This window comes from Thermoanaerobaculia bacterium, from assembly GCA_018057705.1.
GTDB lineage: Bacteria > Acidobacteriota > Thermoanaerobaculia > Multivoradales > JAGPDF01 > JAGPDF01.
Genome location: JAGPDF010000001.1, coordinates 99,922 through 111,206, shown reverse-complemented (window position 1 = coordinate 111,206; position 11,285 = coordinate 99,922). Strand labels below are relative to the sequence as shown.

12 protein-coding genes are annotated in these 11,285 nt (G+C 69.0%); 3 read left to right on the top strand and 9 right to left on the bottom strand.

Annotated elements, in window-relative coordinates; all coding sequences use genetic code 11:
- Nucleotides 1-206 precede the first annotated feature (206 nt).
- From KBI44_00470 to KBI44_00455, 4 genes are all read right to left on the bottom strand, one after another.
- Nucleotides 207-2,414: a hypothetical protein gene (locus KBI44_00470; protein ID MBP9142928.1), complete on the bottom strand. Its 2,208-nt coding sequence runs from the start codon at nt 2,412-2,414 to the stop codon at nt 207-209.
- Nucleotides 2,411-3,298 carry a 3-hydroxyacyl-CoA dehydrogenase gene (locus KBI44_00465; protein MBP9142927.1) on the bottom strand — a complete coding sequence of 296 codons (888 nt, stop codon included), beginning with the start codon at nt 3,296-3,298 and terminating at the stop codon, nt 2,411-2,413. The genes KBI44_00470 and KBI44_00465 overlap by 4 nt, the downstream gene beginning before the upstream one ends.
- 71 nt (nt 3,299-3,369) lie before the next feature.
- On the bottom strand, nt 3,370-4,029 hold the full coding sequence (locus tag KBI44_00460) for a ferritin-like domain-containing protein (GenBank protein MBP9142926.1): 660 nt from the start codon (nt 4,027-4,029) through the stop codon (nt 3,370-3,372).
- Entirely contained in the window at nt 4,026-5,129 is a 1,104-nt protein-coding gene (locus tag KBI44_00455) for a zinc-binding dehydrogenase (GenBank protein MBP9142925.1), read from the bottom strand. Before KBI44_00455 ends, KBI44_00460 begins: the two co-directional genes overlap by 4 nt.
- 59 nt (nt 5,130-5,188) lie before the next feature.
- Here KBI44_00455 and KBI44_00450 point away from each other — a divergent pair, with 59 nt between their 5' ends.
- The gene (locus KBI44_00450) at nt 5,189-6,121 is read left to right on the top strand and encodes a hypothetical protein (protein MBP9142924.1); all 933 of its coding nucleotides are present in this window, start codon (nt 5,189-5,191) and stop codon (nt 6,119-6,121) included.
- Between the two features lie 20 nt (nt 6,122-6,141).
- On the opposite strand, the gene KBI44_00445 is transcribed toward KBI44_00450, so the two are convergent.
- A complete protein-coding gene (locus KBI44_00445; GenBank protein ID MBP9142923.1) occupies nt 6,142-6,621 on the bottom strand; it encodes a DUF2269 family protein in 480 nt (159 codons plus the stop codon).
- Between the two features lie 156 nt (nt 6,622-6,777).
- On the opposite strand from KBI44_00445, the gene KBI44_00440 reads away from it, so the two are divergent.
- Complete coding sequence (locus tag KBI44_00440; GenBank protein MBP9142922.1) at nt 6,778-7,503, top strand: metal-dependent hydrolase; 726 nt, start codon at nt 6,778-6,780, stop codon at nt 7,501-7,503.
- Between the two features lie 47 nt (nt 7,504-7,550).
- Nucleotides 7,551-8,267 carry a YafY family transcriptional regulator gene (locus KBI44_00435; protein MBP9142921.1) on the top strand — a complete coding sequence of 239 codons (717 nt, stop codon included), beginning with the start codon at nt 7,551-7,553 and terminating at the stop codon, nt 8,265-8,267.
- Here the strand turns inward: KBI44_00435 and KBI44_00430 are convergent.
- The 4 genes from KBI44_00430 to KBI44_00415 form a co-directional block, all read right to left on the bottom strand.
- Entirely contained in the window at nt 8,255-8,728 is a 474-nt protein-coding gene (locus tag KBI44_00430) for a DinB family protein (protein ID MBP9142920.1), read from the bottom strand. The two genes, KBI44_00435 and KBI44_00430, sit on opposite strands and share 13 nt — an antisense overlap.
- 111 nt (nt 8,729-8,839) lie before the next feature.
- Nucleotides 8,840-9,271, bottom strand: a complete 432-nt coding sequence (locus KBI44_00425; GenBank protein ID MBP9142919.1) for a universal stress protein — start codon at nt 9,269-9,271, stop codon at nt 8,840-8,842.
- Nucleotides 9,237-10,688 (bottom strand): Nramp family divalent metal transporter, encoded by a 1,452-nt coding sequence (locus tag KBI44_00420; protein MBP9142918.1) that lies wholly within the window; start codon nt 10,686-10,688, stop codon nt 9,237-9,239. The genes KBI44_00425 and KBI44_00420 overlap by 35 nt, the downstream gene beginning before the upstream one ends.
- Nucleotides 10,689-10,846: 158 nt before the next feature.
- Nucleotides 10,847-11,209, bottom strand: a complete 363-nt coding sequence (locus KBI44_00415) for a hypothetical protein (GenBank protein MBP9142917.1) — start codon at nt 11,207-11,209, stop codon at nt 10,847-10,849.
- Between the last annotated feature and the right edge of the window lie 76 nt (nt 11,210-11,285).

Genomic DNA, 11,285 nt, shown 5'->3' with positions numbered 1-11,285 from the left:
GATTTCCGCCTGTGTCTGGTCAGGTGCCATCCGCACCGCAGGTCGGAAATCAGGAAACTGTCACCAATTTCTCGCCAGTACAGTCGAGAGAGAAGCCCCCCGTATCCCAGGGGCGCTCGGGCACTCGAGGATCCAGGGTGGGCGACCACGCTTCAAATAGGAGCACGCCCTGGATCCTCGAGCGCCCGAGTGCCCCCTCACCAAAGCTACGGACAGGTGGCGAAAGCGTCGATCGAGAGGATCGGCGCGAACGCCTGATTCAAGGGGTTGGTGCGCGTGAAGGTCGTGGTCGAGAACAGCGTGTCGCGCACGGTGAGGTGGGTTTCGACGTTGGTCAGGCCGCCGGCGAAGACCCAGTAGCGGTCGTTGAAGCCACAGCCGTCGATGACCTTGATGACCAGCTCGACGTTGGCGTCGTCGAAGAACCAGAAGTAGCCGGAGTCGGTGGTCAGCGGGAAGGCCTGGCCGTCGCCGGTCGCGCCCTGCGCCGTGCGGTAGTCGATCTTCACCTCGAAGCGGCCCTGGTTGAGGCAGAGGGTGGTGGCGTCGGCGACGCAGCTGCCTGCGGTGCTCGCGCCGTCCGGCGTCGTCGAGTTCTCGGCGCTCGGGGTCGTGTCGGCGAGGACAGGGGACACGTAGCGGGGAGGCGACGGCTGCTGTTGGGCACTCGTCGGTGGCCCCGCAACATGTCCCCTCATCGTCAACGAGGCACCCCTCGCTGACATAGCTGTCCCAGAGGCGGCGAATGGCTGCGGTGCATCGCAGACGTTGAAGTGGCCGGTATCCAGGATCGGCTGAAAATCCTGGCGGAGGGGATTCCTGTAGACCCTCTGGTCGCCGGTCCAGGTATCCACGACGTCGAGGGTGACCTCGACGTTGGTCAGGCCGGTCGCGAAGATCCAATAGTTGTCGAAGCCACTGAGTCCGCAGGCGTCGATCGCCTTGACGACGATCTCGACGTTGGCGTCGTCGAAGAACCAGTAGTAGCCCGACTCGGGCGTCAGGGCCACCGCCTGGCCGGCGCCGCTCGCGCCGGCGGCGGTGGCGTAAGTGGCGCGCACGCGGAATCGGTCGTCGTTGAGACAGAGGGTGGCGGCGTCGGCGACGCAGGGCGGGAGCGGCGAGCCAAAGCGGCGCGCGAAGACGCCGAAAGAGTTGCCGTCCTGGCCGAAGCTCGCCCAGGCGGCGACGAGCCGGGAGGAGCCGAAGAGCGCCGGCGCGATCTGGTCGCCGGCCGAAGTCGAGCTCAGGGGGAAGTCGATGACCTGCGGCACGTTCGCGGCGTCGAAGCGGCTCGCCACGACCTGCTTGTCGCCGCTCGCGAGGTTGTGCTCCTGCCAGGCGACGGTGAGGGTCTCCTCGCCGTCGGTGATCAGGGCCGGCAGCTCGTGGCGGCGCGAGACGTCGCCCTGCACCTGGAGCTCAGGGCCGGTGGCGGGGAAGCCCGCGCTGCCGGCGAAGCGCCGCAGCGCGATGACCGGCTGCGGCCCGATGGGCGACCCGATCGCCTGCAGCGCCCGCTGCCAGGCGACCGCGAAGCCGCCGCTCGCAAACCCGGCGACGGCCGGAGCCGACTGGTCGTAGATCGTGTTCTGGGGCACCGGGATGTCGGCGGAGAGAGGCGTGAGCGCGCCGTCCAGGCGCCGGGCGACGACGCCGAAGCCGCTGCCGTCGGAACCTTCGCTCGCCCAGGCGGCGACGAGCCCGCTGCCGGCGGCGGCGATTGCCGGTTGCACCTGATTGCCGGAGACTCCGGCGTTGATCCGGACCTCGCCCGTCGTGGCGCCGGCTCCGCCGGTGCCCTCGACCGCTGCTGCGAAACCGCGAGCAAAGATGTCGTTGTCGCCGCCGGCCCCGAGGCCGCTCCAGACGACGTAGAAGGCCGAGCCCTGCGCCGCGACGCGCGGCGCGAGCTGGCTGCCTGCGGTCGTGACGTGCACCGGGAACTCGTTGCCGAGGAGCGCTCCTGTCGAGGCCTGAAGCCGCCGCGCGTAGATGCCGAAGCCGCTGCCGTCCTGGCCATTCGACGCCCAGGCGACCAGGAACGTCCCCGCCGGCGACCAGGCGACCGCCGGGCTGATCTGATCTCCGGCCGTCGTCTGCGAGAGGCGGAGCTCGCCGGTGAGGGCGGTCCCGGCGGCGTCGTAGAGGCGGCCGTAGACGCCGGCGCCGCTGCCATCCTGGTCGGCACTCTGCCAAACGACGAGGTAGGGGCCGCCGGGTTCTCCTGCCACGCCGGCGGCGAACTGCGAGCCGGCGGTCGTCGCGTTCACCGCCGACTCCGGGCCGATCGGCACCAGCTGCGCCGCAAGGCGAGCGCCCGCCGCCAGGGCGAGGGCCGCGGTGAATCCGGCGGTACGAAGGGTGGCGAAGGCCCGACGGAAGCGGGACACGGCGGGCGGTTTCGTCGTCATCCGATCTTCCTGCCCTGCTCGTCGTAGGTGTGCACGCCGCGCCCGGTCTTCCTGCCGAGGCGCCCCGCCTGCACGTACTGGCGCATCAGGTTCGACGGCCGGAAGGTCTCGCCCAGCGTGGCGTGGAGATGCTCGAGAATCTTGAGCCGCACGTCCAGGCCGACGAGGTCGCCCATCTCGAACGGCCCCATCGGGTGGTTGAGACCGAGCTTCACCGCCTTGTCGATGTCGTCCGCCGAGGCGACGCCCTGCTCGAGCATGCGGAACGCCTCGTTGCCGATCAGGGCGTTGATCCGCGAGGTGGCGAAGCCGGGGACGTCGCGCACCACGACGACCTCCTTGCCCATCCGCCGGCCGACCTCACGGAGGGTGGCGAGGGTCGCCTCCGAAGTCTCGAGACCGCGCACCAGCTCGAGGAGCTTCATGAGATGCACCGGATTGAAGAAGTGGGTGCCGGCGAAGCGCTCCGGCCGGCCGGTCGCGCCGGCCATCTCGGTGACCGAGAGCGCCGAGGTATTGGAGGCGAAGAGGGTCTCTTCGGAGCAGTGCATCGCGACTTGCTGGAAGAGCCGAACCTTGAGCTCCATCGATTCCGGAGCCGCCTCGATCACCAGATCGGCCTCGGCGACCGCCGCCGCGAGCTCGTTCTCGAGCGCCAGGCGCTCCTTGGCGCCGAGCGCCGCTTCGGTCTCGAGCTTGCCGATCTCGACTCCCTTGTCGAGATTGCGATGGATCGAGCGCTCGGCCGCACCCAACTGCTCGGCATCGACGTCGTAGAGGTTGGTGGTGTAGCCGGCGAGCGCGGAAATGTGGGCGATTCCCCGCCCCATCGTGCCGGCGCCGAGCACGGCGACCTGGAAGATCCCGTGCGGCGGATCGGTCATGACGGGCGATCGCGTCTCTTCGGACATGCTCTTCTCCAGTCGATTGCGGCAGGCCAGTTCGAAATGCCGGATCAGGACGCCGGGATCGAGCGCATTCCGGTCGCGCGCTCGGCCAGGGTCTGAAGCTCGTCGGCGATCGCCAGGGTGTTGCGCGCCGCCTGCGCGGCGAGCCGTTGCAGTTCCGGCGTGGTGCAGAGGCGCTCGAGGACCTTGCGGCCGAGCTCGTGATGGTGAATCTCTTCGGGCTGGATGAGGTCGCGGTAGAGCACCGCGGTACCGGTGTCGCCCATCTGGTGGCAAAGATCGATGAACTGCTCGTTGCGGACCTTGGCAATGGCCTCGCGCGCGAACGGACCGGCGGCGATGCGCTCGACGGTGGTCTTCAGCCCTTTGACGTAGTGGTAGAGCGGACTGTAGCCGTCGGCGAGCGGATCCTCGTTCGCGACGTCGACGCCCAACTCGGCGAGGCGGGCGACGATCAGCCGGTAGTGCTTCATTTCGTCGCCGCACTGCTGGGCGAAGGCGCTCTTGGCGTCGAGCTCCGGCGTTGTCGGCAGGGCGAGGCCGCCCAACTCGGCGGCTTCGATCTCGCTGCGCAACGCCGCCCTGAGCAGGGTCACGATCTCGACCTGGCCCTGGCTCTCGGCCTCCAGAGCCTGGCGCGCGCCGAGACGGGAGAAGACGGCTTCCATCTCGGCCACCAGGTCGGCGACGAATTCATGACTGGTCAAGTGCGGATCTCCTTCGGGTGGGGCGGGTGGGGCGGAGGGAGCGGGCGCGGAACCTCTCGCGCTCCGGTGCCGACGGTGAGCACGATCTTGCCGAAGGCGCCGCGTTGCGCGAGGTACTCCTGCGCGGCCGGCGCCTCGGCGAGCGTGAAAGTGCGGTCGACGACCGGGCGCAGGGCGCCGGTCTCGAAGTAGGGGAGCAGCGAGTGGAGCTCGGCGAGGCTCCCCATGGTCGAGCCGAGGATCGAGAGCTGCTTGAAGAAGAGCGCCCGCAGGTTGATTCTCGCCTCCGCTCCCGAGGTCGCTCCACAGAGCACCATCCGGCCGCCGCGTTTCAAGAGCCGCAGGCTCCGTTCGAAGGTCTCCCCGCCGACATGGTCGAAAACGACGTCCACGCCCTCGCCCTGGGTCGCCTCGCGCGCCGCGCGCACGAAATCGCCCTGGTTGTAGAGGATGCCGTGGGTCGCGCCGAGCTCACTCGCGCGGGCGAGCTTCGCCTCAGTTCCGGCGGTGACCAGGATCCGGCGGGCTCCGAGGAGTCGCGCGATCTGAATGCCGGCCGAGGTCACGCCCGAGCCGGCGGCGTGCAGCAGGATGTCCTCGTTGGCGGCGAGTGCGGCGCGCGCGACGAGCATGTGCCAGGCGGTGAGGAATCCCAGCGGGATCGCCGCCGCCTCGACGTAGGAGAGTCCCTTGGGAATCGGCAGGACGTTGCGCCGCGGGACGGTCACGTACTCGGCGTAGCCGCCGTCGCGATGCTCGCCCAGCAAGCCGTATTTCGGGCAGAGATGGTCGAGCCCGGCGAGGCACCGCGCGCAGACTCCGCAGGACACGCCGGAAGAGAGCAGACAGGGGGTCCCTGCGGGGAGGTCATCCACCCCGGCGCCGGTTGTCGCGACATCCCCCGCAACCTCGCTCCCCGGCACGAGCGGCAGCGGAAAGCGATGCCCGGGCACGCCGTTCCTGAGCCAGAGGTCGAGATGATTGAGCGCGCAGGCGCGCACCCGCACGGTGACCTTCCCCGGTCCCGGAACCGGATCCGCCCACTCCCCCCACTCCAACGCATCCGGCCCGCCATGCCGCGCTACACGAAAGCCTTTCATGGGCCAAGTCTACCTCCGGCCGGGGGGCCGAATCTCGCCGGACGCCGTAGACTCCCGGCATGCCGACTTCCTTTCTTCGCCTCGCCTCCGCGGTTCTCGTCCTTGCGGCGGTCACCCTCGCCTCCGGCAGTCTCTTGCCCGCCGATGTTGCCGGGCAGCGGACGGTCGATTTGCCGTTGCTGCTCGATCTGCCGGGGGACCTCGCGCCGGTGCGGTACACGCCGGGGGCGCTCGATCGGGCGGCCTCCGTGCAGATGCGGTTCGAGCTCCTGGCGCAGGAGTTCGCGCGCACACGGTTCCAGGCGGTGGCGGTGGTCGTCTACGTGCTGTCGCCGGAGGACTGGGCGGCCGCGCGGCTGACCCATCCCTACGGCGAACCAGAAGCGCTGGGAACCGATGCGCTGGTGGTGCCGGCGTGGGCCGACGCGGAGATGGTGGGCCGGGTGCGCGGTTGGCTCGGCGGCGAGATTCCGGTCTCGGTGGGGCTGCCTCTCCTCGCGACGCGGGAGGAGGCGGGCGCCCTCGGGGTTGCCGACATCCTGGCCCAGATCGCGGGCGCGCGGCTCCTCGCCGAGCGCGCCCACTTCGTCGGGGATCGTGACTGGATCGCGCCGGTCATCGGGCATCTCGTGGCGCGCCTCGCCTGGGACCGCTTCGAGCCCGGGCGGATTCGCGAGATCGCCGCCCAGGTCGACGCCATGGCGGCCCAGGACAAGACTCCGGGTGGCCACCTGCTCGCGGAATGGAACGAGAATCTGCCGCTGCCCCAGCGCGCCTGGTTCGAGGCCCGCTTCATGCGCGCTGCCGACCTCATCGTGACAGCCAAGGGGGCGCGGGCGGCGCGCAAGATCCTGAACCGGGACATCGCCGAGATCGAGCCGATCAACGAGGCCCTGCTGCTCAAGAAATACCCGGCGCTCGCCGCCTGGCTCGCTGGGAGTTTCGCTGCGCCGGCGCCGGCTCCAGCCGCCACGCCGACGCCGGCTCCCTGACGGGAGCGATCCGACGGGGCCTAGAACGGCTTGACGATCATCAGCAGGGTGAGGACGACGATGCCGAGCGCGTTGACGTCGGCGGCGATCCGCGGACCTTTCGCGGAGGCGAGCCGGGTGAACTCGGCGGTCGTCGCGCCGGCCGCGACAGAGGCCTCGGCCGCCGCGAGCAGCTTCTTCAAAGCCGGGCGCAGGTAGAACAGGCCGTTCAGCAGCATCAGAAGCCAAATGGCGATGGAGGCCTGCACCCAGCCGGGCTTGAAGCCCCAGCCGAGCGGGTGAAGGATGCCGAAGCCGAGAATGCCGGCCGCGATTGCGCCGGGGATGTTGTAGACGTTCGCCAGCCGCCAGGCGATGCGCAGCGCCAGCAGGCGCTCCTCGGGCCGCGTTGCCTTTCGCCCCTGGGAGCGCACCACAGCGCCCGCAAAGACCCCGCCGGCAAGCCAGAGGGCGGCCAGAACGTGCAGAAAGAGCATCCAATTGACCGCATTCGGGCTCATAGTCGCCTCCGCCACGAACTCTAGCATCAGAAAAATTCGTGACAGTTACCGATTTTCAGCCTGCAGACGACGATGCGCGGTTCACGATGGCCTGGCTGAAAATCGGTAACTGTCACGAATTTTTCTGCAACCTTTTTCGAAGGCAAGAGGTGTGCCATGACGCAAGCCGCCCCCCGATTCACCTGGCTCGGACACGCGACGTTGCGGGTCGATCTCGCGAGCGGCGAGACGATGGTCATCGACCCGTGGCTCGAGGGGAATCCTTCCTGTCCGCCCTCCTGCCGGAGGTTCGACCGCCTCGACCTCATTCTCGTCACCCATGCGCACTCCGACCACATGGCCGACGCCCTGGCGCTCGCCCGCGAACACGACGCGATGGTGATCTCGAACTACGATTTGTGCTGCTACCTCGAGGCCCAGGGAGCGCCGCGGACTTCCGGAATGAATCTCGGCGGCACGCAGGAGGCGTGCGGTGTCGCCATCAGCATGGTCCGGGCCGACCACTCGAGCGGCTTCCTGCACCAAGGCCTTCCGGTCTACGGCGGGCTCGCCGCCGGCTTCGTCGTGCAGGGGTCCGGCTGGTCTTTCTACTTCGCGGGGGACACGGCGCTCTTCTCCGACATGGCGCTCATTGCCGAGCTCTACCGTCCGCAGCTCGCCTTCCTGCCGATCGGCGACCACTTCACGATGGATCCGAGACAGGCGGCGCTTGCCTGCAGCTTCCTCGGCGTGCGCCAGGTGGTGCCGATCCACTGGGGCACCTTTCCCGTCCTGCGCGGCCGCCCCGCCGGCCTCGAGAGCGAGCTGCGTGCGTCAGGTCTCGCCACCGAAGTCGTGACCCTCGCACCGGGCTTGGCCTGGGCGTGGAACCCGGCCGGTTAGGCGGCCGCCGCCCCACGCGCCGGCGCGCCCTGCGCTAGATTGCGCCGATGCGACGCGCCGACCGGCTGTTCTCACTCCTGCTCGAGCTACGGCGCGGTCGGGTGGTGACGGCACGGCGGTTGGCGGAGCGGCTGGAGGTCTCGGAGCGCACCGTCTACCGGGATATCGCCGACCTTCAGGCTTCGGGCGTGCCCGTCGCCGGGGAGGCCGGCGTCGGCTACCAGCTTCGCGGCTTCGATCTGCCGCCGCTCATGTTCGACCGCGAGGAGGTCGAGGCGATGGTACTCGGCGCGCGGGTCGTAGAGGCCTGGGGAGATGGTGAGCTCGCCGCCGCCGCGACGACCGCGGTCGCCAAGATCGAGGCGGCCTTGCCACGCAACCGGGCGCACCTGGTGGAAGAGACCCGCCTCTACGTGCCGAAGTACGGGGAGCGCCGCGCCGACCGCCTGCCGTTCACCCGCTTGCGGCGCGCGATCCGCGACAAGCGCCGGGTCGCCCTGCACTATTGCGACGAAGGCGGACGCGAGAGCGAACGGACGGTACGTCCGCTCGCCCTCGCTTTCCATCCCCCGGTCTGGTTGCTGATCGGCTGGTGCGAGCTGCGAAACGACTTCCGGAACTTTCGCCTCGACCGGATCGCGAGCTGCGAAGCAACCATGGAGTGCTTCACCGACGAACCCGGAAAGAGCCTGGCCGACTACTTGCGTCGCCTCGACCTGGAGTCGAGCGACGCGGAGGCCGACGGGCGGTCTCAATCGCCGTAGGGCATCTCCGGGACTTTGCCGGCCAGGCGGGCGTATACGGCGAGCGCGCCGCGATGATGGCCGGAGTGATCCACAACGGCCTTGATGCCGCTGTGGCGCGGGCGCACTCCGAGGATCGGGTTGTCGGCCAGCGGGTTCCCGAGCTCCTCCTCGCTCGCCTGTTCGACGCGCGCCTGCAGCCGGTCCCAGGCCGCGTCGAGCTCCTTGCGGGCTGCGGTGAGCGACGTGAAGGCCTGCGTAGCCGCCGTCCCTCTCTCGAAGTCCATGTCCCAGTTGTCGTCGAACATGCCGGCGCGCAGCCAGTCGATAGTCTGCGCGGTGTGGGCCACCTGCTGGGCGGCCGTCATCGTATCGGGGGTGGCGCGAAAGCCGGAGTCGGCCTCGGCGAGGCAACGCGTGCTGCGGTTGAAGAAGTGGCGGGTGGTCTGGATCTCGTACAGCGCGTCGTCCTTGAGGCTCATCGAGAGGCTCCTCCGGAAAGATACGCGTGGGCGGCAGGCCCGCAGCGCGAGAGGAGTCTGTCGCAGTCCTCCTGACAGCGTGCTGTCAGGAGAGCCGCCGGGCGAAACAGGTCAGAGGTCGGCGGGGGCCTTGAGCAGGAGAACCGGGATGTTCACCGTGTGGCGGACCTTGTTGGCGGTCGAGCCGTAGACGAGGTCGGCGAGGAAGCGGTGGCCGTGGGTGCTCATGGCGATGAGGTCCACTCCGGTCGACTCGGCGACCTTGACGATCTCGTCGGCCGGCTCCCCCCAGAGGAGTTGGGTCTCGGCGGGAATTCCGGCGCTCTCGAACCGGGCGCGCACCGACTCGAGGTAGGCGCGGTCGATCCGCATCTCCTCCGACTCGGCGAGGTTCAGGCGGTCGCGGTGGCGCGCCATCCAGCCGTCGGCGACATGCACCAGCAGGAGTCGGCTGCCGAGCGGCTGCGCGAGCAGCTCGATGTGACGCAGGATCGCCTCGTCGGTGCGGCTATTTTCGAGCGTGACCAGGATCTTCTTGTACACGGTGCCTCCGAGGGTACACGTAGCGGACCCAGAGCGTGAAGCCCGCGCCCGCTCCGACGAGGAGCGCCATCCAGCCGGTGCCGATCGTCTGCCAGAGCAGCGAGAGGTTGAGGCCCGCGATGAGGCTGCAGATCGCGTAGCCGAGGATCTTGACTCCAGTCGAGTTGGCGAACTCGCCCATCAGGCGCCGGTCGGAGGTGAAGGCGAGCAGCGGGAAGATCGCGAACGAGAGCTGCATCGAGAGCACGACCTGCGAGAAGACCAGGAGGGCCACGGTGTCCTTGCCGCCCGAGATCGAGATCAGGATGACCGCCGGCACGATGGCGAGCGACCGGGTGACGAGGCGGCGCAGCCAGGGGCGGACGCGGATCCGCAGGAAGCCCTCCATGACGATCTGGCCGGCGAGCGTGCCGGTGATGGTCGACGACTGCCCGGAGGCGAGGAGCGCCACCGCGAAGGCGGTCGAGGCGATCGGAGCGCCGAGGAGCGGCGCCAGCAGGCGGTGCGCCTCCTGCAGCTCGCTGACCTCGAACTGGCCGGTGCGGTGGAAGACGGCGGCGGCGACGATGAGGATCGCAGCGTTGACGAAGAAGGCCGCGCCGAGCGCGATGACCGTGTCGGTGATGTTGTAGCGCACCGCCTGCCGCTTGTCGGCGGCGGTCGGTCCGATGTCCCGCGTCTGCACCAGGGCGGTATGGAGGTAGAGATTGTGCGGCATCACCGTGGCGCCGAGGATGCCGAGCGCGATGTAGAACGCCTCGGTTCCGGGCAGTGTCGGCACCAGCATGCCCAGCGCGACGCCCCCCCAGTCGGGCTGGGCGAGGAAGATCTGCAGCGCGAAGCAGAGCGCCACGGTCGAGACCAGGGTGAGGACGATCGCCTCGATCTTGCGGAAACCGAAGTGCATAGCCGCGAGGAGCAACATCACATCGAGGCCGGTGAGGATCACGCCCCAGACCAGTGGCACTCCGAAGAGGAGATTCAAGGCGACCGCCGAGCCGATGACCTCGGCGAGGTCGCAGGCGATGATCGCGATCTCGCAGAGTACCCAGAGGACGATCGAGACCGGCTTCGAGTACTGCTCGCGGCAGGCCTGCGCGAGGTCCTTTCCGGTCACCACGCCGAGCTTCACGCACAGCGACTGCAGGTACATCGCCATCAGGTTCGAAAGCAGAATCACCCAGATGAGGGCGTAGCCGAACTGGGCGCCGCCGGCGAGGTCGGTCGCCCAGTTGCCGGGATCCATATAGCCGACGCTGACCAGGTATCCCGGGCCGGCGAAGGCGAGGAAGCGGCGCCACCAGCCGCGATTGGGAACGAGGGGAATGCTGCCGTGAACCTCGGGCAGCGACAGGTGCGGGTCGGCGACGCCGCTCGGAGGCGTCGCGGGGTCGGAGACTGGGGCCTGGAGCTTCATGGGAGCAATTCGAAGGCGGAGAGGCAGCCGCCGCAACCCTAACCCGGGCGCGAGCCGTCGGCAACATCGTCCTCGAGCGGGTTGGAGCGCGGGGAGAGAGGCGCCCGGTGCACGGCGGCGCCCGCGCCGTGAACCGGGCAGTCACTTCCTGCTGCGGTCTATTTCGCGCGGATCCTGCGCACCACGGTCGGGGTCGCGGCGGCCGCAGCGAGGACGGCGAGCAGGCCGCCCGCGATGGCGAGCTTCTGTTTGCCATCGAGCTTGCTCCAGCGCTTGTTCAAGTCCTGGACACCCTTGCGGGTCTGCTTCACCAGCTTGCGGGCACCGGTTCCCATCGTCTCGGCGCCATCTTCGGCCGCCGTCGCGAGACTGGCCCGCATGTCCGAGACCTTTTCCGAGAGCGAACCCAGGAGCTCGTCGAGCTCGCCGCGCATCGTCTCTCCGGAATCCTTCAACCGCTCGGCGATGGCCGTACCCTCAGCCTTGACCGTGTCCAGCAGGGGCTGTGCTTCACTCTTCATTCCCATGGTCTGCACTCCTTTTCAGTCGAGCTCTCGGGCCTTCGTTGAGCGCGCATCGATGCGCGCTCGCGACCAG

What these genes read in the sequence shown, in the direction of transcription:
- KBI44_00455 (MBP9142925.1), bottom strand. Translation starts at nt 5,129, where the DNA reads ATGAAAGGCTTTCGTGTAGCGCGGCATGGCGGGCCGGATGCGTTGGAG.
- KBI44_00440 (MBP9142922.1), top strand. Translation starts at nt 6,778, where the DNA reads ATGACGCAAGCCGCCCCCCGATTCACCTGGCTCGGACACGCGACGTTG.
- KBI44_00445 (MBP9142923.1), bottom strand. Translation starts at nt 6,621, where the DNA reads ATGAGCCCGAATGCGGTCAATTGGATGCTCTTTCTGCACGTTCTGGCC.
- KBI44_00420 (MBP9142918.1), bottom strand. Translation starts at nt 10,688, where the DNA reads ATGAAGCTCCAGGCCCCAGTCTCCGACCCCGCGACGCCTCCGAGCGGC.
- KBI44_00450 (MBP9142924.1), top strand. Translation starts at nt 5,189, where the DNA reads ATGCCGACTTCCTTTCTTCGCCTCGCCTCCGCGGTTCTCGTCCTTGCG.
- KBI44_00470 (MBP9142928.1), bottom strand. Translation starts at nt 2,414, where the DNA reads ATGACGACGAAACCGCCCGCCGTGTCCCGCTTCCGTCGGGCCTTCGCC.
- KBI44_00435 (MBP9142921.1), top strand. Translation starts at nt 7,551, where the DNA reads ATGCGACGCGCCGACCGGCTGTTCTCACTCCTGCTCGAGCTACGGCGC.
- KBI44_00465 (MBP9142927.1), bottom strand. Translation starts at nt 3,298, where the DNA reads ATGACCGATCCGCCGCACGGGATCTTCCAGGTCGCCGTGCTCGGCGCC.
- KBI44_00415 (MBP9142917.1), bottom strand. Translation starts at nt 11,209, where the DNA reads ATGAAGAGTGAAGCACAGCCCCTGCTGGACACGGTCAAGGCTGAGGGT.
- KBI44_00430 (MBP9142920.1), bottom strand. Translation starts at nt 8,728, where the DNA reads ATGAGCCTCAAGGACGACGCGCTGTACGAGATCCAGACCACCCGCCAC.